This window comes from Pseudomonas sp. ESBL9, assembly GCF_036668715.1.
GTDB lineage: Bacteria > Pseudomonadota > Gammaproteobacteria > Pseudomonadales > Pseudomonadaceae > Aquipseudomonas > Aquipseudomonas lundensis.
In genome coordinates this window covers 75,537-93,293 of record NZ_JAZEVV010000009.1, presented here as the reverse complement: position 1 = coordinate 93,293, position 17,757 = coordinate 75,537, and the positions used below count along the sequence as shown (strand labels likewise).

The 17,757-nt window shown below is 60.3% G+C and carries 21 protein-coding genes; 12 read left to right on the top strand and 9 right to left on the bottom strand.

Annotation, left to right across the window (positions count from 1 at the left end; translation table 11 throughout):
* Positions 1-77: 77 nt before the first annotated feature.
* A complete protein-coding gene (locus tag V6F78_RS20470; protein WP_047275989.1) occupies positions 78-1,640 on the bottom strand; it encodes a sigma-54-dependent phenylalanine hydroxylase transcriptional regulator PhhR in 1,563 nt (520 codons plus the stop codon).
* A gap of 274 nt (positions 1,641-1,914) precedes the next feature.
* Between V6F78_RS20470 and phhA the strand changes: the two genes are divergently transcribed.
* From phhA to V6F78_RS20440, 6 genes are all read left to right on the top strand, one after another.
* Entirely contained in the window at positions 1,915-2,706 is a 792-nt protein-coding gene (gene phhA / locus V6F78_RS20465) for a phenylalanine 4-monooxygenase (protein WP_047275991.1), read from the top strand.
* Between the two features lie 59 nt (positions 2,707-2,765).
* Entirely contained in the window at positions 2,766-3,122 is a 357-nt protein-coding gene (locus tag V6F78_RS20460; RefSeq protein WP_047275993.1) for a 4a-hydroxytetrahydrobiopterin dehydratase, read from the top strand.
* Positions 3,119-4,318 carry an amino acid aminotransferase gene (locus V6F78_RS20455; protein ID WP_162493708.1) on the top strand — a complete coding sequence of 400 codons (1,200 nt, stop codon included), beginning with the start codon at positions 3,119-3,121 and terminating at the stop codon, positions 4,316-4,318. Before V6F78_RS20460 ends, V6F78_RS20455 begins: the two co-directional genes overlap by 4 nt.
* A gap of 195 nt (positions 4,319-4,513) precedes the next feature.
* A complete protein-coding gene (locus V6F78_RS20450; RefSeq protein ID WP_255163946.1) occupies positions 4,514-4,645 on the top strand; it encodes a hypothetical protein in 132 nt (43 codons plus the stop codon).
* A 90-nt stretch (positions 4,646-4,735) separates the two neighbouring features.
* Positions 4,736-4,912: a hypothetical protein gene (locus tag V6F78_RS20445; protein WP_094990444.1), complete on the top strand. Its 177-nt coding sequence runs from the start codon at positions 4,736-4,738 to the stop codon at positions 4,910-4,912.
* 18 nt (positions 4,913-4,930) lie between these two features.
* Positions 4,931-6,106: an MFS transporter gene (locus tag V6F78_RS20440; RefSeq protein ID WP_048375756.1), complete on the top strand. Its 1,176-nt coding sequence runs from the start codon at positions 4,931-4,933 to the stop codon at positions 6,104-6,106.
* Between the two features lie 10 nt (positions 6,107-6,116).
* On the opposite strand, the gene arfB is transcribed toward V6F78_RS20440, so the two are convergent.
* From arfB to V6F78_RS20400, 8 genes are all read right to left on the bottom strand, one after another.
* Positions 6,117-6,530, bottom strand: coding sequence for an alternative ribosome rescue aminoacyl-tRNA hydrolase ArfB (arfB, locus tag V6F78_RS20435; RefSeq protein ID WP_047275997.1), 414 nt, complete (start codon positions 6,528-6,530; stop codon positions 6,117-6,119).
* Positions 6,531-6,620: 90 nt separating this feature from the next.
* Positions 6,621-8,039 (bottom strand): amino acid permease, encoded by a 1,419-nt coding sequence (locus V6F78_RS20430; RefSeq protein WP_047275998.1) that lies wholly within the window; start codon positions 8,037-8,039, stop codon positions 6,621-6,623.
* A 680-nt stretch (positions 8,040-8,719) separates the two neighbouring features.
* A complete protein-coding gene (rluB, locus tag V6F78_RS20425) occupies positions 8,720-9,916 on the bottom strand; it encodes a 23S rRNA pseudouridine(2605) synthase RluB (RefSeq protein WP_047276000.1) in 1,197 nt (398 codons plus the stop codon).
* Positions 9,917-10,060: 144 nt separating this feature from the next.
* Positions 10,061-10,252 (bottom strand): DUF1289 domain-containing protein, encoded by a 192-nt coding sequence (locus tag V6F78_RS20420; RefSeq protein WP_047276002.1) that lies wholly within the window; start codon positions 10,250-10,252, stop codon positions 10,061-10,063.
* 54 nt (positions 10,253-10,306) lie between these two features.
* On the bottom strand, positions 10,307-11,230 hold the full coding sequence (gene scpB / locus V6F78_RS20415; RefSeq protein ID WP_047276135.1) for an SMC-Scp complex subunit ScpB: 924 nt from the start codon (positions 11,228-11,230) through the stop codon (positions 10,307-10,309).
* 12 nt (positions 11,231-11,242) lie between these two features.
* Entirely contained in the window at positions 11,243-11,941 is a 699-nt protein-coding gene (locus V6F78_RS20410) for a segregation and condensation protein A (protein WP_162841639.1), read from the bottom strand.
* 128 nt (positions 11,942-12,069) lie between these two features.
* Positions 12,070-12,699, bottom strand: coding sequence for an L-threonylcarbamoyladenylate synthase (locus tag V6F78_RS20405; RefSeq protein ID WP_047276131.1), 630 nt, complete (start codon positions 12,697-12,699; stop codon positions 12,070-12,072).
* Positions 12,700-12,712: 13 nt separating this feature from the next.
* Positions 12,713-13,576: a PHP domain-containing protein gene (locus tag V6F78_RS20400; RefSeq protein ID WP_047276010.1), complete on the bottom strand. Its 864-nt coding sequence runs from the start codon at positions 13,574-13,576 to the stop codon at positions 12,713-12,715.
* Positions 13,577-13,660: 84 nt separating this feature from the next.
* On the opposite strand from V6F78_RS20400, the gene V6F78_RS20395 reads away from it, so the two are divergent.
* From V6F78_RS20395 to V6F78_RS20370, 6 genes are all read left to right on the top strand, one after another.
* Positions 13,661-14,257, top strand: coding sequence for a septation protein A (locus tag V6F78_RS20395; RefSeq protein WP_047276011.1), 597 nt, complete (start codon positions 13,661-13,663; stop codon positions 14,255-14,257).
* 1 nt (position 14,258) lies between these two features.
* Positions 14,259-14,558, top strand: coding sequence for a YciI family protein (locus V6F78_RS20390; protein ID WP_048375761.1), 300 nt, complete (start codon positions 14,259-14,261; stop codon positions 14,556-14,558).
* A gap of 111 nt (positions 14,559-14,669) precedes the next feature.
* A complete protein-coding gene (locus V6F78_RS20385; protein ID WP_203305402.1) occupies positions 14,670-15,077 on the top strand; it encodes a translation initiation factor 2 in 408 nt (135 codons plus the stop codon).
* Between the two features lie 12 nt (positions 15,078-15,089).
* Positions 15,090-15,767 (top strand): response regulator transcription factor, encoded by a 678-nt coding sequence (locus tag V6F78_RS20380; RefSeq protein WP_048375764.1) that lies wholly within the window; start codon positions 15,090-15,092, stop codon positions 15,765-15,767.
* Between the two features lie 129 nt (positions 15,768-15,896).
* A complete protein-coding gene (locus V6F78_RS20375; RefSeq protein ID WP_047276020.1) occupies positions 15,897-16,328 on the top strand; it encodes a Spy/CpxP family protein refolding chaperone in 432 nt (143 codons plus the stop codon).
* A gap of 79 nt (positions 16,329-16,407) precedes the next feature.
* Positions 16,408-17,742, top strand: coding sequence for a sensor histidine kinase (locus tag V6F78_RS20370; RefSeq protein ID WP_047280891.1), 1,335 nt, complete (start codon positions 16,408-16,410; stop codon positions 17,740-17,742).
* Positions 17,743-17,757 lie beyond the last annotated feature (15 nt).

Sequence of the window (17,757 nt, the reverse complement as noted above, 5' to 3'; positions counted from 1 at the left end):
AAACGGCGCAAAGGTGCCGTTTGCGGCAAGGCGTCGCCCATGCGCCCCCTTGCCGATGTTGACGTGACGCGCCCGGCTCAGTCTTTGCCGGGTTTGAGGATGTCGTATTCGCGCAGTTTATTGGCGATGGTGGTGTGCGAAACACCGAGCCGCTTGCCCAGCAAACGGCTGCTGGGGTGTTCGCAGTACAAACGCTCCAGCACGGTTTTCTCGAAACGCCCGACAATCTGGTCCAGGCCGCCCTCCATCGAGAACTCGCCAAGCGGCTGACGCACGCCGTAATCCGGCAAACGAATGTGCTCAGCCTTGACCACGCCGCCTTCACACAACGAGACAGCCTGAAACAGTACGTTTTCCAATTGGCGCACATTGCCCGGCCAGTGGTAATGACGCAGGCGATCCATCGCGGCGGGCGCCAGACGCGGCAGCGCGCAGCCAATCTGACGGCTGGCCTGATCCAGAAAATGCTCGACCAGCGGCTCAAGCCCGTCCAGGCATTCGCGCAAGGGCGGGATGTGCAGCGACAGCACGTTCAGGCGGTGATACAGGTCCTGGCGAAATTCGCCCTTGGCACACAGTTCGGACAAATCCACCTGCGTGGCGCACATTACCCGCACATCGAGGTAGACCTCTTCATCACTGCCCACGCGCCGGAAGCAGCCGTCCTGCAAGAAACGCAGGAGTTTGACCTGCAAACGCGGGCTCATTTCCCCCACGCCATCGAGAAACAACGTACCGCCAGCGGTCAGTTCCAGCAGCCCGAGCTTGCCTTCAGCCCGTGCGCCCTCAAAAGCGCCGGGGCCATACCCGAACAACTCGGTTTCGGCCATGGACTCCGGCAAACCGGCGCAGTTGAGCGCCATCAACGGCGATTGCCCGCGCGGGCTGGCGAGATGGCAGGCCCGCGCCAGCAACTCTTTGCCTGTGCCGGTTTCGCCTTCTATTAATAGAGGGGCGTCCAGCGGCGCCATGCGCCGCGCCTCGCGCACCACCGCGGCCATTACTTTGGAGCTTTGGAAAATACTGTCAAAGCCGCGCAACTCTTGTTTGCGCACGTTGTAGATCTGTTCACCCACGCGATCAGCCCGGTGCAAGGTGAGAACGGCCCCGGCCATGGCCTCGCTGTCATCGCTTTCCAGTTGCAGGGGCGCAATGTCCGCCAGAAATACGTGACCCTTGATCTTGACCCGCAACCCGTTGATCCGCGATTTGTTGGCGCGCACCAGTTCCGGCAGGTCGAAGTCTTCGGCATAGCGCGACAACGCGATCCCCGGCACTTCATCCACGCGCACCCCGAGCAACTGAGCCGCCGCGCGGTTGGCCGCCACGATGGAACCGCCCATGTCGATGGACAACACCGGAAACTCCAGCGCGCCGAGCAACGCGTTGAGCTCCATGTGCCGACGCTCGCTGGGCATCAGCCCGACGCGCTTGACGCCAAATACACCGGCGATGGTCTCAAACTTGGGGCGCAGCGCCTGAAATTGCAGGTTGATCAGGTTCGGGCAATACAGGTAGATCGCATTGCCCTGATCGCCACCCACCTCACCGCGCTTGACGTTGATGCCGTAGGCAACCAATAGGTTGAGGATGTCACGCAGGATGCCAATGCGGTTTTGGCAGTGAACTTTGATACGCATGGACGCAGGCTCAATAAGGTGGGCGGTTGAGTCCCATAACAGTAGGCTTTTTCACCGTTCGACGATTTCAACGTCACGTTTTTGTGACAGTTTGAGGGTCGGCAAGCACAAGAACCTCTGCGCGGCACTCAACTCGTAACGAATACTTTACGAATGCCGGGCATCATCCCAGCATTCATGGCTTTGCGCCAGTGCAACAAGGGCGGGGTTTGGGGTATCACTAGGTCATCGCCACACACCGAATAATAAAAACGATTTCCTTGCGGAGAGCCCCATGAAGCAAACGAAATACGTCGCCCGCGAGCCTGATGCCGATGGCTTTATCGACTACACACCTGCCGAGCACGGCGTGTGGAACACGCTGATCACCCGCCAACTGAAGCTGCTCGAAGGCCGTGCCTGCCCTGAGTACATGGAAGGCATCGAAAAGCTGGGTCTGCCCCATGACCGCATTCCGCAACTGAGCGAAATCAACCACGTGCTGGGCGAAACCACGGGCTGGCAAGTGGCCCGTGTACCGGCCCTGATTCCGTTCCAGACCTTCTTCGAATTGCTGGCCAATAAACAGTTTCCGGTGGCGACGTTTATTCGTACCCCTGAAGAACTGGATTACCTGCAAGAGCCGGACATTTTTCACGAGATTTTCGGCCACTGCCCACTGCTGACCAACCCGTGGTTTGCAGAATTCACCCACACCTACGGCAAGCTTGGCCTGCAAGCCACCAAGGAACAGCGCGTGTATTTGGCCCGCCTGTACTGGATGACCATTGAGTTTGGCCTGGTCGACACCCCCGACGGCAAACGCATCTACGGCGGCGGGATTCTGTCATCGCCCAAAGAAACGGTTTACAGCCTGTCTTCAGAACCGGAACATCAAGCCTTCGACCCGCTGGAAGCCATGCGCACGCCTTACCGCATCGACATCCTGCAGCCCCTGTATTTTGTGCTGCCGGATTTGAAGCGACTGTTCGACCTGGCCCACGAAGACATCATGGGCATGGTTGAAAAAGGCATGGCACTGGGCCTGCATGCGCCCAAGTTTCCGCCTAAACCCAAGGCCGCGTGACGCACGCCTTTACGACTTCTCTTTGTACACATAAGAAAAACTGACTTCAGGAACACACCATGAACGCACTGAACCAAGCCCACTGCGAAGCCTGCCGCGCCGATGCCCCACAGGTCAGCGACGAAGAACTGCCGGTACTGATCAAACAGATCCCGGACTGGAACATCGAAGTTCGCGACGGCGTGATGCAGCTGGAAAAGGTCTTTCTGTTCAAAAACTTCAAGTTCGCCCTGGCGTTCACCAATGCCGTCGGCGAGATCTCCGAAGCTGAAGGCCATCACCCGGGCCTGCTGACGGAATGGGGCAAAGTGACCGTGACCTGGTGGAGCCACAGCATCAAAGGCCTGCACCGCAATGACTTCATCATGGCCGCGCGCACTGACGAAGTGGCCAGCACCGCTGAAGGTCGCAAGTGAAGCACTTCGCGGCCATTGGCCGGGTGCCGGGCGACCCGATTCTGGGCCTGATGGACGCCTACAATCAGGACACCAACCCGGACAAGTTCGACTTGGGCGTGGGCGTGTACAAGGACGCCAACGGCCTGACGCCGATTTTGCAGTCGGTCAAGCAGGCAGAACAGCGCCTGGTAGACCAGCAGCAGACCAAAACCTACATCGGCGGACATGGCGACAGCCGTTTTGGCCAACTGATCAGCGAACTGGTGCTGGGTGCCGATTCGCCCCTGTTAAGCGCCAAACGTGCGGGCGCCACCCAAACCCCGGGTGGCACCGGCGCGTTGCGCTTGAGTGCCGACTTCATTGCACAGTGCTTGCCGGGGCGCGGCATCTGGTTGAGCGACCCGACCTGGCCGATCCACGAAACCATCTTTGCCGCGGCCGGGCTGAAGATCAGCCACTACCCGTATGTGGGCAGTGACAACACGCTAAACGTGGCCGCCATGCTGGCGGCGCTGGAACAGGCGCCCAAAGGTGACGTGGTGCTGTTGCACGCCTGTTGCCACAACCCCACCGGCTTCGATCTGTCGCAAGACGATTGGCATCAGGTACTGGACGTCGTGAAGCGGCGTGAGTTGTTGCCGTTGATCGACTTCGCGTATCAGGGCTTCGGTGACGGTCTGGAGCAGGACGCGTGGTCCACACGCCTGTTTGCTCGCGAACTGCCTGAATTACTGATCACCAGCTCCTGCTCGAAAAACTTCGGCCTGTACCGCGAACGTGTGGGCGCGCTGATCGTCTGCGCCAGTGACGCCGAGAAACTGACGGACATCCGCAGTCAATTGGCCTATTTGGCGCGCAACCTGTGGTCCAACCCGCCGGACCATGGCGCTGCGGTGGTGGCGACCATTTTGGGTGATGAGCAACTCAAGCACCTGTGGGCCAGCGAAGTCGAAGCCATGCGCAGCCGTATCGCGCAACTGCGCAGCGGCTTGGTGGAGGCACTGACGCCGTTTGGCCTGGCCGAGCACTTTGCTCATATCACTCAACAGCGCGGGATGTTTTCCTACACTGGATTGAGTGCCGATCAAGTGCAATTGCTGCGCGAGAAGCACAGTGTGTACATGGTCGGGTCCGGCCGCGCCAATATGGCCGGGGTCGACGGCACGCGCCTGGGCCTGCTGGCCAAAGCCATCGCGCAGGTCTGCACGCACTGACGCCGTGAATCTGCCGGGACGGCCGCGTCCGTTCCGGCAGATGCACGACAACAGCACGATGAAAAGTTCGCCATACATCCCCGCCAGACACAAAAAAAGACAAATTGTCACACCCGGTCATGTATCCTGCCCTAGCTTTTTAAAAGCGCGGATGTACCCAGCGATTTAAAAACACACCTTGCGAGGAGCGCGACGATGCACGAAATCCCAAACCTCCCCTTCCCAAGCCTGCATGAAACTCAGCAGCCAACCCCGCAACACACCAGTGGCGAAAACCCCGCACTGGACGAGGCCCCTGAAAGCCTCAAGGCCGACAGCGAAGACTGACGGTTCGCACTCAGGCGGTGCGAAAAGCTTTCGGCTTTTCATACCGCCTGACACAATCGCCCCACCTTTTTTACTCCCCCGGATTACAGCGTGACTGACTCTTTCGACGACACCCAGGCCAGCGTACTGATCAGCACCGCCGAGCAAATGATCGTGCTATGGGATCGCCTCACACCGGAAAAACAAGCCACCCTGCTCCAGCGGTTCGGCACCCGGGAAAACGCCCTGGCCGCCCTGATCGCAACCCGCCTGGTTGCACCGCTCTAACCCCGCAGGCCCTGCCCCATGACCGAACAACGTCCACTGGCGATCACCCTGCAGGTGGTGTCCATCGTTCTGTTTACCTTTATTGGTTATCTGAACATCGGCATCCCGCTGGCGGTTTTGCCCGGTTACGTGCACAACCACTTGGGTTACGGCACGGTCATCGCCGGGCTGGTGATCAGCGTGCAGTACCTGGCCACACTGCTCAGCCGCCCATACGCCAGCCGCATCATCGACAACCTGGGCAGCAAACGCGCCGTCATGTATGGCCTGGCCGGGTGCGGGGTGAGCGGCGTTTTTATGCTGGTGTCCAGCTGGCTGTCGGCCATGCCTGCACTGAGCCTTACCAGCCTGCTGATCGGGCGACTGGTATTGGGCAGCGCTGAAAGCCTGGTGGGTTCGGGCTCCATCGGCTGGGGCATTGGCCGCGTCGGTGCGCAGAACACCGCCAAGGTGATTTCCTGGAACGGCATCGCCAGCTATGGCGCAATCGCCGTCGGCGCACCCTTGGGGGTGATGATGGTCAACCACTGGGGCATGTGGAGCATGGGCGCCAGCATCATCGCCCTGGCCGCGCTGGGGCTGCTGCTGGCGTGGCCCAAACTGGCCGCGCCGATTGTCAGTGGCGTGCGCCTGCCGTTCCTGCATGTGCTGGGCCGGGTGCTGCCCCATGGCACCGGGCTGGCACTGGGCTCCATCGGCTTTGGCACCATCGCCACGTTCATCACCCTGTATTACGCGACCCAACACTGGGAAAACGCCGTCCTGTGCCTGAGCCTGTTCGGTGCCAGCTTTATCGGCGCGCGACTGCTGTTCGGCAACATGATCAATCGCCTGGGCGGCTTTCGAGTAGCGATCGCCTGCCTGAGCGTCGAAACCGTGGGCTTGCTGCTGCTGTGGCTGGCGCCAAATCCACAACTGGCACTGGCTGGCGCGGCGCTGAGCGGGTTTGGCTTTTCGCTGGTGTTCCCGGCCTTGGGCGTCGAAGCGGTGAACCTGGTGCCTGCTTCCAGTCGCGGTGCGGCCGTCGGGGCTTATTCGCTGTTCATCGACTTGTCACTGGGCATTACCGGACCGCTGGTGGGCGCGGTAGCGGCCGGTTTCGGCTTTGCGTCCATCTTCCTGTTTGCCGCGCTGGCAGCGTTCAGCGGGCTGATGCTCAGCCTGTATTTGTACCGGCAGGCACGCAGTCGCTGACGCGCGGCACCTAGAAATCCACTTTGCCGCGCCCCGCCTTTAGGTTGCCGCGCTTGCTCTTGGACTCCAGCCGACGGGTTTTTGACCCCAACGTCGGCTTGGTCGGGCGACGCTTTTTCTCAACCTTGGTCGCACTGACGATCAGCTCAAGCAACCGTTCAAGGGCATCGGCGCGGTTTTGCTCCTGGGTGCGGTATTGCTGCGCCTTGATAATCAACACGCCATCGCCGGTAATCCGACTGTCACGCAGCGCCAGCAACCGCTCTTTGTAGAACGGCGGCAAGGACGAGTTGGGGATGTCGAAGCGCAGGTGCATGGCGCTTGAAACTTTGTTGACGTTCTGCCCGCCCGCCCCTTGGGCGCGGATGGCCGTGAGTTCGATCTCGGCGTCGGGGATGTGGACGTTGTTGGAGATGACCAGCATTAAAAAGGGTCCTTGATCAGGGCGTGCAGGATACCCCACAAACGACAAACCCGGCGCAATGGCCGGGTTTGTCATGACCAACCGCTCAGCTTATTTGGCTGAACTGTAAGCGGCTGCCGAGGCGTGTACCTCGCGCTTGCTCTTGATCAGGTAGCAGACCCACATGAAGATCACCCACACCGGGATCGCGTAAACCGACACGCGGATGCCGGGAATCATCAGCATGATGACCAAAATGAACGCCACGAACGCCAGGCAAACATAGTTGCCGTAGGGGTACCACAGGGCCTTGAACAACGGGGTTTGCGCCGTTTTGTTCATGTGTTGGCGGAACTTGACGTGGGAAAAGCTGATCATCGCCCAGTTGATGACCAGGGTAGCCACCACCAGCGACATCAGCAGTTCCAGGGCGTCGTGGGGCATCAGGTAGTTGAGCAGCACCGCGATAACCGTGACCGCCGCCGACGCCAGAATCGAGTTCACCGGCACGCCACGCTTGTCGATTTTGGACAGTACTTTTGGCGCGTCACCTTGCTGGGCCATACCCAATAGCATGCGGCTGTTGCAGTACGTGCCGCTGTTGTACACCGACAACGCTGCGGTCAAGACCACAAAGTTGAGGATGTGTGCCGCGGTGTTGCTGCCCAGCATCGAGAACACTTGCACGAACGGGCTGCTGCTGTAGCTGTCGCCACCGGCGTTCAGGGTTTCAAGCAGCGAATCCCACGGCGTCAGGGACAACAGCACCACCAGGGCACCGATGTAGAAAATCAGGATGCGGTAAATCACCTGATTGATCGCTTTAGGGATCACGGTGCGCGGCTTGTCGGCTTCAGCGGCGGTGAAACCGAGCATTTCGAGCCCGCCGAAAGAGAACATGATGAACGCCATGGCCATCACCAGACCGGTGGTGCCATTGGGGAAGAAGCCACCATGCTCCCACAGGTTGCTGACCGATGCTTGCGGGCCGCCGCTGCCACTGACCAGCAAATAGCTGCCCAGCGCGATCATGCCGACAATGGCCACGACCTTGATGATGGCGAACCAGAATTCAGCCTCGCCAAAGACTTTGACGTTGGTCAGGTTGATGACGTTGATCAACACGAAAAACGCTGCCGCCGAGGCCCAGGTCGGGATCTCGGGCCACCAGTAGTGCACGTATTTACCGACCGCGGTCAGCTCCGACATGCCCACCAGGATGTACAGCACCCAGCAGTTCCAGCCCGACATGAAGCCGGCGAAACCGCCCCAGTATTTGTGTGCAAAGTGGCTGAAAGAACCGGCTACCGGTTCTTCGACGATCATTTCGCCCAGTTGGCGCATGATCATGAAGGCAATAAAGCCGCAGATCGCATAGCCCAGAATCATCGACGGGCCCGCCGATTTCAGGACCCCGGCCGAACCGAGGAACAGGCCTGTACCAATCGCGCCACCGAGGGCGATCAGTTGGATATGACGATTTTTCAGGCCGCGTTTAAGCTCGCCCGAATGCGAGGTTTGTCCACTCATTGAAAAGGGTCCCACACAAGGTTTGATGTCGTTCAGTGCGTTTTCGCTTGAGCACCGGCAGTGATCGAAGGGTCTACAACACAAATCAAACCCCAGCGCAGGCGCCAGGAATCCAAGGTTGTTTCACGAGTCATGCGTCACCTGTTTGTTTTTATCTGTGACGGAATCGAACCCGCAATGCTTATGGCATTGCGGAGTTTACAAGGCGGGTTTGCCTTGAGGTTTTGGCCAATCAGCACATCGCCGAGCAGCGCAAAATGCGCGGGTACGCAATTGAGTCACAGGTAAAACGCCGCGCATTGTACACCTGCTCGAAGGCAAGATCCCATCACACCGCCGCTTGCAACACGAAACAAGCCGCAGATGCGGCCTCAAACGTCACAAATCTGTAAAACGCGGAACATTTTCTATACATAAACCGAATAATTCACGGCCGAGGGCGATAAACGGCGTAGAACGTCACGTTTACTTGACGCTTTGTAACGTTTTTTTGCCACCCTAAACGCCCTGCGGTGCTCAGCGACCGATTGCCGCAGGCCTAATTCATTGATTTTCAATGATTAACCGGGCGTTGCGTGGGCGCTTCAACGCCGCGACCACAGTGCCCCACGGAACGACGTGTGCAGGCAAAAAAAAACGCCAACCCGAAGGTTGGCGTTTTTTTTAACGGCGTTAAACGCTTATTGCGGCTTGCGACGACCGAAGCCAGGGCGCTGACCGGAACCTGCGGGTGCGCCACGACGCTTGCCGGACGGCGCATCGTCAACCAGCTTTGGCCCCTGACGGGACGGCTTGGTCGGGCGCTTGTTCACTTCGCTCGGGCGCTCGGCAACCGGCGCACCGCGACCGGCCGGCACACGGTCCGTGCGACCGGCAGGCTTGCGTGCAGGACGCGCGGCCTCGTCACGGGCCGGGCGACCCGGACGCTCGCCTTCAATGTGCGGCTGACGCGCAGGACGCGGGGCAGCAGGCTCACCGTTGGCAGGGCGCAAGGTACGGGCAACACGATCAGCGCGTGCCACAGGACGCGACGACTTGCGCTGCATACGCTCAAGCTTGTCTTTGCTCTTGGCGTTCATCTCAGGCATGGCCACCGGGGTGAGGCCGACTTCAGCACTGAGGATATCCACCTCGTACTGACTCATTTCACGCCAGCGACCCATCGGCAAGTCCGAGTTCAGGAACACCGGACCGAAACGCACGCGCTTCAGGCGGCTGACGACCAGCCCCTGGGATTCCCACAGACGACGCACTTCACGGTTACGGCCTTCCATCACCACGCAGTGGTACCAGTGGTTGAAACCTTCGCCACCCGGTGCCTGTTTGATGTCGGTAAAACGCGCCGGGCCGTCTTCCAGCACCACGCCCGCCTTGAGGCGCTCGATCATCTCGTCATCCACTTCACCACGCACACGTACCGCGTATTCACGGTCCATTTCGTAGGACGGGTGCATCAGGCGGTTGGCCAGCTCACCGTCAGTGGTGAACATCAGCAATCCGGTGGTGTTGATGTCGAGACGGCCGATGTTGATCCAGCGGCCTTCTTTAGGGCGCGGCAGCTTGTCGAATACGGTTGGACGGCCTTCCGGGTCGTCACGGGTGCAGATCTCGCCATCGGGCTTGTTGTACATGATCACGCGGCGCACCGATTCGGCGGCCTCTTCGCGCTTGATCACTTTGCCATCGATGGAAATGGCGTCATGCAGGTCAACGCGCAAACCCAGCGTTGCATCCTTGCCATTGACCTTGATCCGGCCCTGGCTGATCCAGGCCTCTACGTCGCGGCGCGAACCGACGCCAATACGGGCGAGGACTTTTTGCAGTTTCTCGCCTGCTGGGCCAATTTCCTGGTCGTCTTTAGGGGTTAAATCACTCATCTGGGCACCTCCCGGTGTGTCAATTCAGGCGGGCGCCTGAAGTGTTGAAAATGGGCCTTGGCACACGACTGCGCGCCAAAGGGTCGAGAATCATACGCTGATCTTGCGTATTTCGCATCAAAGGCCGGGCCTGTTCTGCCCGGTCTATTTCTTTTTCCGCCGGCCGGTGGCGTCAAGCGTGAGCAAACGCAGGTCGGCTTGCGCCAGCACGGCTCGCTTTTCGTCTTTGTCGAGCTTTTTCCAGGCCTTGATTTCACGCTGGGTGCGTCCGCAACCGATACAGACGTCCTCGCAGAACTTGCAGACGCCGATGCAGGGATCTTTGATTGAACTCATCAGCTGTGCTCCCGTTACGTGTTGTCGGTGAGAACGTGCGGGCGCGAGGCCGGATCACTCTTCGCGTTCGAGACGCTCCTGCTCAATGGCTTCGGCCAGCGCCCTCGCTTCGGCCTCTTCGTCGCTCAGCGCGGGCGGCAACTCCAGCGCCGCCACCGCCGCCAGCAACTGGCTGCGCGCCTGCTCGGCATCGCTTGGCTGCAGGGCGGGTGCGGCTTGAGGCTCAACCGCACCGTCAGGCGTGAACGCCTCTTTGGCCAGGTCCTCACGCAGCAAGTCGTCAAAGTCGATTTTCAGACCTTCCTCCATGGAGTCCAGTTCCGTCAGCAAGGTACGGAAGCTGGTTTCGTCCTTCGGCTCCTCGGGCTCGGCACTTTCGTCCGCCAATGCCTGAATGTGCTCGGGCACAGGCGCATCGTCGAAATCGAGAATCGGGTCGGGCTCCAGCTCGCGCAATTCGGCCAGCGGCGGCAGGTCGTCGAGGTTTTTCAAGTTGAAGTGGTCGAGAAATGCCTTGGTGGTGGCAAACATCGCAGGACGGCCCGGCACTTCGCGATAACCCACCACGCGAATCCACTCGCGCTCGAGCAGGGTTTTGACGATGTGGCTATTGACCGCCACGCCCCGCACGTCTTCGATCTCGCCACGGGTGATCGGTTGGCGATAGGCTATCAGCGCCATGGTTTCGAGCATGGCGCGGGAGTAACGCTGCGGCCGCTCTTCCCACAATCGCCCGACCCAAGGCGAAAACGTGTCGCGGATTTGCAGGCGGTAACCGGACGCCACCTCTTTGAGTTCAAAAGACCGGCCGTCGCAGGATTTACGCAGCAGTTCCAGCGCTTTTTTGAACACCGGCGGTTCCGGGCGCTCGCCTTCTTCAAACAGCTCAAACAAACGCTCAAGGCTTTGCGGCTTGCCCGAGGCCAACAGAAACGCCTCCAGCAACGGGGCCAGCTCGCGGGGATCAGTCAAATTCATGGTTTCAGCTCTTTATTCGGCTCGCGCCCGCACATGGATCGCCGCGTAGGGCTCGTTTTGCACCAACTCGATCAAGGATTCCTTGACCAGCTCCAGGATGGCCATAAACGTCACCACCACCCCCAAACGCCCTTCCTCTGCCGTGAACAGCTCGACAAAGGGCACAAAGCCACCGCCCTTCAGGCGTTCCAGTACATCGCTCATGCGCTCGCGGGTGGACAGGGCCTCGCGGCTGACCTGATGGCTTTCAAACATGTCGGTGCGGCGTAGCACCTCGGCCATCGACATCAACAACTCTTCAAGCGCCACGTCCGGCACCAGCTTGCGCGCCCGGGCCTGGGGGGCGTCAAGCTTGGGCACAAACACGTCGCGCCCTACCCGCTCAAGGCCATCAATGCCTTCGGCCGCGGCTTTGAAACGCTCGTACTGCTGCAAGCGACGAATCAGTTCGGCACGCGGATCGCCCTCGTCCTCTTCCACCTCGGCCGAACGCGGCAGCAGCATGCGCGACTTGATTTCGGCCAGCATGGCTGCCATCACCAGGTACTCGGCGGCCAACTCCAGGCGCACGGTCTTCATCAGCTCGACATAGCCCATGTACTGGCGAGTGATTTCCGCCACCGGGATGTCGAGGATGTCGATGTTCTGTTTGCGGATCAGGTACAGCAGCAAGTCGAGCGGGCCTTCGAACGCGTCGAGAAACACCTCCAGCGCATCCGGGGGGATGTACAGGTCTTGCGGCATTTCAATGACGGCCTGGCCGTAGACCATGGCGAACGGCAGCTCTTGCTGCGCATCGGCTTGCGGGTCAACCGGTTCAATCACTTCAACGTCAGACATCAGGCCTCGACCATAAAGGGCGTCGGATCACCACAGCCGACCCGTACCACCTGCGGCTCGTCATCCACCAGGCTGATCACGGTACTGGCTTTGTGCCCACCGAAACCGCCATCAATGATCAGGTCGACCTGTTTTTCCAGCGCATCGCGGATTTCGTACGGGTCTTCCATCGGCTCGGTTTCACCCGGCAGAATCAACGTCACACTCATCAACGGCTCGTCCAGTTCAGCCAGCAGGGCCAGGGCCAGCGGATGGCTGGGCACACGCATGCCGATGGTACGCCGCTTGGGGTGCAGCAGCAGGCGCGGCACCTCACGGGTGGCGTTGAGAATGAAGGTGTACGGCCCCGGCGTATGGGCCTTGAGCAAGCGGAACGTGCCGGTATCGACCTTGGCGAACAGGCCCAGTTGGGACAGGTCGCTGCACATCAAAGTGAAGTTGTGCTTGTCGTCCAGATTACGCAGGCGCTTGATGCGTTCGATCGCATGCTTGTCGCCCATCTGGCAACCGACCGCGTAGGACGAGTCGGTGGGGTAAATCACCACACCGCCTTTTTTAATGATCTCGACCGCCTGTTTGATCAGACGCGGCTGAGGATTCTCCGGATGAATCTGGAAAAATTGACTCACGTTGTGTACCTGTTCAGACGTTGGCTGTGGGCGGGTCCAGTTTGAAACGGGACCACAAAGGCGGCAGGTCGTCCGGTAGCGGGCGGTATTCGCCGATCTCAGACCAGCCTCCCGGGCCATGAAAATCGCTGCCGGCCGTCACCAGCAAACCGAACTCACGGGCCAGAATCGCCAGGCTGCCCACTTGATCAGCGGGTTGATAGCCATTGACCACCTCGATGGCGTGACCTCCCGCTTGAATATAGTCGCCAATCAGACGCCGACGCTTGCTGCGGGTGAAATCGTAGTGCGAGGGGTGCGCCAGGCTGACCCAGGCCCCGGCTGCCCGCAAGGTGCCCACGGTCTCTTCCAGGGTCGGCCAATGCTGCTTGACGTCGCCCAACTTGCCCGCGCCCAGCCATTTGCGAAACGCTTCGGCGCGGTCCTTGACGTAACCGGCGCCCACCAGAAAATCAGCGAAATGCGGACGTGCCGGGGCATTACCGCTGTCACCCAGCGCCGCCTGAATGGCGCGGGCGCCTTCGAGGGCGCCGGGCATGCCTTTAAGGGCCAGCTTGCGGCTGATCTCTTCGGCGCGCAGCCAACGCCCCTCATGGAGCGCCGCAATGGCCTGCACCAGCGCCGGGGCCTGCACGTCAAAACCGTAACCCAAAACATGAATCGTGGCGCCGCCCCAGGTGCAGGACAGTTCAACGCCGTTAACCAGCTGCATGTTCAGCGCCTGAGCCGCTGTGCGGGCCTCATCAAGGCCCTCAAGTGTGTCGTGATCGGTCAGGGCCAGGACTCGCACACCTTTCTCGTACGCACGCGCCACCAGAACCGCAGGCGCCAAAGCGCCGTCAGACGCTGTGCTATGGCAATGCAAGTCAATTTCCACGGGAATTTAATAACCTCTAGCTGACGCTTTCGCTGTCATTGATGTTTGTTATTATGCCGCCACATCCTGCTTCTGGCTGCCACTGTGAAACAATTCATCGACTTCATCCCGCTGCTCCTGTTTTTCATCGTCTACAAAATCGAACCCCGCATCGTAGAGATCGCCGGCCATAGCCTGACCTTCGGCGGCATTTTCAGCGCGACCGCCATGCTGATCGCCAGCTCTGTGGTGGTGTACGGCATTCTGTTTTTCAAACAACGCAAACTCGAAAAAAGCCAATGGCTGACGCTGATTGCCTGCCTGGTATTCGGCAGCCTGACGCTGGCGTTCCACAGCGAGACCTTCCTCAAATGGAAAGCGCCCGTGGTGAATTGGCTGTTTGCCCTGGTGTTTGCCGGTAGCCACTTTATTGGCAACACCCTGCTGATCAAACGCGTCATGGGCCACGCCCTGACCCTGCCGGATGCGGTGTGGACGCGCCTGAACCTGGCGTGGATCGCCTTCTTTGTGTTCTGCGGGGCCGCCAACCTGTTCGTGGCGTTCACCTTTCAAAGCATCTGGGTCGACTTCAAAGTCTTCGGCAGCCTCGGCCTGACCGTGCTGTTCCTGGTAGGTCAGGGCATTTACCTGTCGCGCCACCTGCATGATTCCGACACTCCAACCTCCAAAACCGAGGATTGACATGCTCTACGCAATCATTGCCACTGATGTCGCCAACTCCCTTGAAGCACGTCTGGCGGCTCGCCCGGCGCACCTTGAGCGCTTGCAGCAACTCAAAAATGAAGGCCGCGTGGTCCTGGCGGGCCCGCACCCGGCCATCGACAGCAATGATCCGGGCGCGGCCGGCTTCAGCGGCAGCCTGATTGTCGCCGAGTTCGACTCGCTGAGCGCCGCGCAGGCGTGGGCCGACGCCGATCCGTACATCGCAGCGGGCGTGTACGCCCATGTGATCGTTAAACCGTTCAAGCAAGTCCTGCCTTAAACCTGATATGCAGCGAAGCCGCCTTCGCGGCTCGCTGCATGTTTCTGGCCTCATTATTCCCGATCAACGGCCGACAACCTCTCCGAATCCCGTCAGGAATGAGGAGTTGCGATGCGCCAAGGTTTGCTGTGTGTGCTGTTGATCATGTTCTCGCTGGGCCACCTCGCCCAAGCTGAAGACGCTCCCGCCCCCGATAATTCCGTGCCGCTCTCATTGAGTGCTGGCGCGCGCATCACTGACTTGCAACAGCGCCTGGACGACAGTGAACGCCTGCGCGGCGAACTGAGTCAGGCCCTGAAAAATGCCGACGCCTCACGTGAAAGCAGCCAACTGACGCAACTGCGCAAGGAAAACCAGCAGCTCAGGCAGCAGCTCGACAAAACCGCCTCCAACCCCGGTTTTAAACTGCTGACTGATTCGCAACAGTGGTTTGTGATTGGTGGCGCAGTTGCCCTATTGGCCCTACTCTGCGGTATCTTCGCCGGCGGCGGACGTAAACAGCGTCGGCAATGGCTATAAATAGAGTGAGTCATGAGCGACCTGTTACTGATAGATGATGACCAGGAGTTGTGTGAACTCCTGACCAGTTGGCTGAGCCAGGAAGGTTTTCACGTGCGCGCCTGTCACGATGGCTTGAGCGCACGCAAGGCGTTGAGCGAATCAAGCCCTGACGCCGTGGTCCTGGATGTCATGCTGCCCGACGGCAGCGGCCTGGAGCTGCTCAAACAATTGCGCAACGACCACCCCGACTTGCCGGTGCTGATGCTTTCGGCGCGAGGCGAGCCGCTGGACCGCATTCTGGGGCTGGAACTGGGGGCCGATGACTACCTGGCCAAGCCGTGCGACCCACGGGAACTGACCGCCCGCCTGCGTGCCGTGCTGCGCCGCAGCCACCCGGCGCCCGCGTCGAGCCAGATGGAGCTGGGCGACCTGTGCTTCAGCCCGATGCGCGGCGTGGTCACCATCAATCACCATGACATCACCCTGACCGTCTCCGAAAGCCGCATCCTCGAAGCCCTGTTGCGCCAACCGGGTGAGCCGCTGGACAAGCAGGAACTGGCGCAACTGGCGCTGGGCCGCAAACTGACGCTGTATGACCGCAGCCTGGACATGCATGTCAGCAACCTGCGCAAGAAGATCGGCCCGCACCCCGACGGACGCCCGCGCATTGTGGCGCTGCGCAGCCGCGGGTATTTCTATAGCGCTTGACGCGCCCGTGTAAACCCGACGCAACCCTCTCTTTACTCAAGCTTTACGCTTGGCTGACAGCGCTTGACCTTGATCTCCCTAAACTGAGCGCATCCGGATTCACCGGAACGTACTAAAAGGAGACACACCATGCGTAAGACGCTTATTGCTTTGATGTTTGCTGCAGCACTGCCAACCGTCGCAATGGCCATGCCCGGTGGCGAAGGCCCAATGGGGCCACGTCACGGCGGTGAACACCATGGTCGCGGCGACGCACCTTACAGCCAACTGGACTTGACCCGCGAACAGCGCCAGCAAATCGGCAAGCTGATGGGCGAGCAAATGCACGAACGCAAACAGTTGGTCGACAAATACCTGGAAAAACTGCCAGCCGCTGATCAAAAAGCGCTGAAAGACGAAATCGCAGCCAAGCACGAAAAAACCCAGAAGGACATTCGTGCCCTGCTCAAGCCAGAACAGCAAAAACGCTTCGACGAGATGCAAAAGCAGCGCGCCGAACGCAAGGCTGAGTGGAAAGAGTTCAAAGACTGGAAAGCGCAGAAAGACCAAAAAGCGCAATAATCCGCGCACTTGCCAAGCCCAACGGCCCCCCAGCCGTTGGGCTTTGCGCGTTTCACTCACGTCACGATGAGGACCTACCGTGCGATCACTGTTTTGGCGCATTTTAGCCAGCTTTTGGCTGGCGATAGCCTTGGTCGCCGGGCTGTCACTGTTGCTGGGGCATATGCTCAACCAGGACGCGTGGATTTTGAGCCGTCACCCCGGCATTTCAAATCTGGCCCAGGAATGGACCCAGCGCTATGAGACCCAGGGCGCAGACGCTGCCCAACAATTTCTTGAGCGGCGCAAGCGCCGCTATCACATTGACGTGCAGGTGCTGAACGAAAGCGGCGACCCCGTGGTGCGCGGCACCTTCCCGCGCCGGGCGGCTGCCTGGGAGGCTCGCCAGCATCCGGGTGAAGACCCGCTGCCATGGCGTCGCCTGACCGTCGAATACACCAGCCCGCAAACGGCCGACACGTACCTGCTGATTTACCGCATACCGCACCCCGAACTGGACGCCTGGCATCGTCAAAGCCTGATCTGGCCGCTGAGTGCGCTGGGCATTGCGCTGGTGGTGCTGACCCTCTTCAGCCTGCTGGTGACCCTGTCCATCACCCGCCCGCTCAGCCGCCTGCGCGTGGCCGTGCATGACTTGGGGCAAACCACCTACCAGCAGAACAGCCTGGCGCGACTGGCTTCGCGGCGCGACGAGTTTGGCGTACTGGCCACCGACTTCAACCGCATGGGCGCGCGCCTGCAAAGTTTGATCAGCAGCCAGCGTCAACTGCTGCGCGACGTGTCCCACGAGCTGCGTTCACCCTTGGCGCGCCTGCGCATCGCATTGGCGCTGGCTGAACGCGCGGGCCCCGAAGAACGCGAAAAGCTATGGCCACGCCTGACCCGTGAATGTGACAGGCTGGAGTCCCTGATCAGTGAAATCCTGACGCTGGCCCGGGTCGACGCCGATCAGGCCAGTGCCGAGCACGTTGACCTCAACCCCTTGCTGCATAACCTGCAAAAAGACGCGGCGCTGAGCGCACCGGAGCAACGGGTTGAGGTGGCGGCAGAGCCGGGGCTGAGCCTGACAGGCTGGCCCACCATGATTGAGCGCGCGGTGGATAACCTGCTGCGTAACGCGCAACGCTTCAACCCGCCGGGCCAGCCGATTGAGTTGAGGGCGTATCGGGAAGGGGAACACATCAACGTGAGCGTGCGCGATCACGGCCCTGGAGTGGCACCCGAGCACCTGGCTCAACTGGGCGAGCCGTTCTTTCGCGCGCCCGGTCAGGCGGCCGCCGGCCATGGCCTTGGACTGGCCATCGCCCGGCGCGCCGCCGAACGGCATGGCGGAAGACTGATGGTGGCCAACCATCCAGAAGGCGGGTTTATTGCCACGCTGGAGTTGCCGCTCGTCCCCGACGGCAACCTGTGACGCAGCCCTGCGCCG

Bases quoted from the DNA above. Each gene is read 5' to 3' on its own strand.
- V6F78_RS20470 (WP_047275989.1), bottom strand. From the start codon at position 1,640: ATGCGTATCAAAGTTCACTGCCAAAACCGCATTGGCATCCTGCGTGAC.
- phhA (WP_047275991.1), top strand. From the start codon at position 1,915: ATGAAGCAAACGAAATACGTCGCCCGCGAGCCTGATGCCGATGGCTTT.
- V6F78_RS20460 (WP_047275993.1), top strand. From the start codon at position 2,766: ATGAACGCACTGAACCAAGCCCACTGCGAAGCCTGCCGCGCCGATGCC.
- V6F78_RS20450 (WP_255163946.1), top strand. From the start codon at position 4,514: ATGCACGAAATCCCAAACCTCCCCTTCCCAAGCCTGCATGAAACTCAG.
- V6F78_RS20440 (WP_048375756.1), top strand. From the start codon at position 4,931: ATGACCGAACAACGTCCACTGGCGATCACCCTGCAGGTGGTGTCCATC.
- arfB (WP_047275997.1), bottom strand. From the start codon at position 6,530: ATGCTGGTCATCTCCAACAACGTCCACATCCCCGACGCCGAGATCGAA.
- V6F78_RS20430 (WP_047275998.1), bottom strand. From the start codon at position 8,039: ATGAGTGGACAAACCTCGCATTCGGGCGAGCTTAAACGCGGCCTGAAA.
- rluB (WP_047276000.1), bottom strand. From the start codon at position 9,916: ATGAGTGATTTAACCCCTAAAGACGACCAGGAAATTGGCCCAGCAGGC.
- V6F78_RS20420 (WP_047276002.1), bottom strand. From the start codon at position 10,252: ATGAGTTCAATCAAAGATCCCTGCATCGGCGTCTGCAAGTTCTGCGAG.
- scpB (WP_047276135.1), bottom strand. From the start codon at position 11,230: ATGAATTTGACTGATCCCCGCGAGCTGGCCCCGTTGCTGGAGGCGTTT.
- V6F78_RS20390 (WP_048375761.1), top strand. From the start codon at position 14,259: ATGCTCTACGCAATCATTGCCACTGATGTCGCCAACTCCCTTGAAGCA.
- V6F78_RS20385 (WP_203305402.1), top strand. From the start codon at position 14,670: ATGCGCCAAGGTTTGCTGTGTGTGCTGTTGATCATGTTCTCGCTGGGC.
- V6F78_RS20380 (WP_048375764.1), top strand. From the start codon at position 15,090: ATGAGCGACCTGTTACTGATAGATGATGACCAGGAGTTGTGTGAACTC.
- V6F78_RS20375 (WP_047276020.1), top strand. From the start codon at position 15,897: ATGCGTAAGACGCTTATTGCTTTGATGTTTGCTGCAGCACTGCCAACC.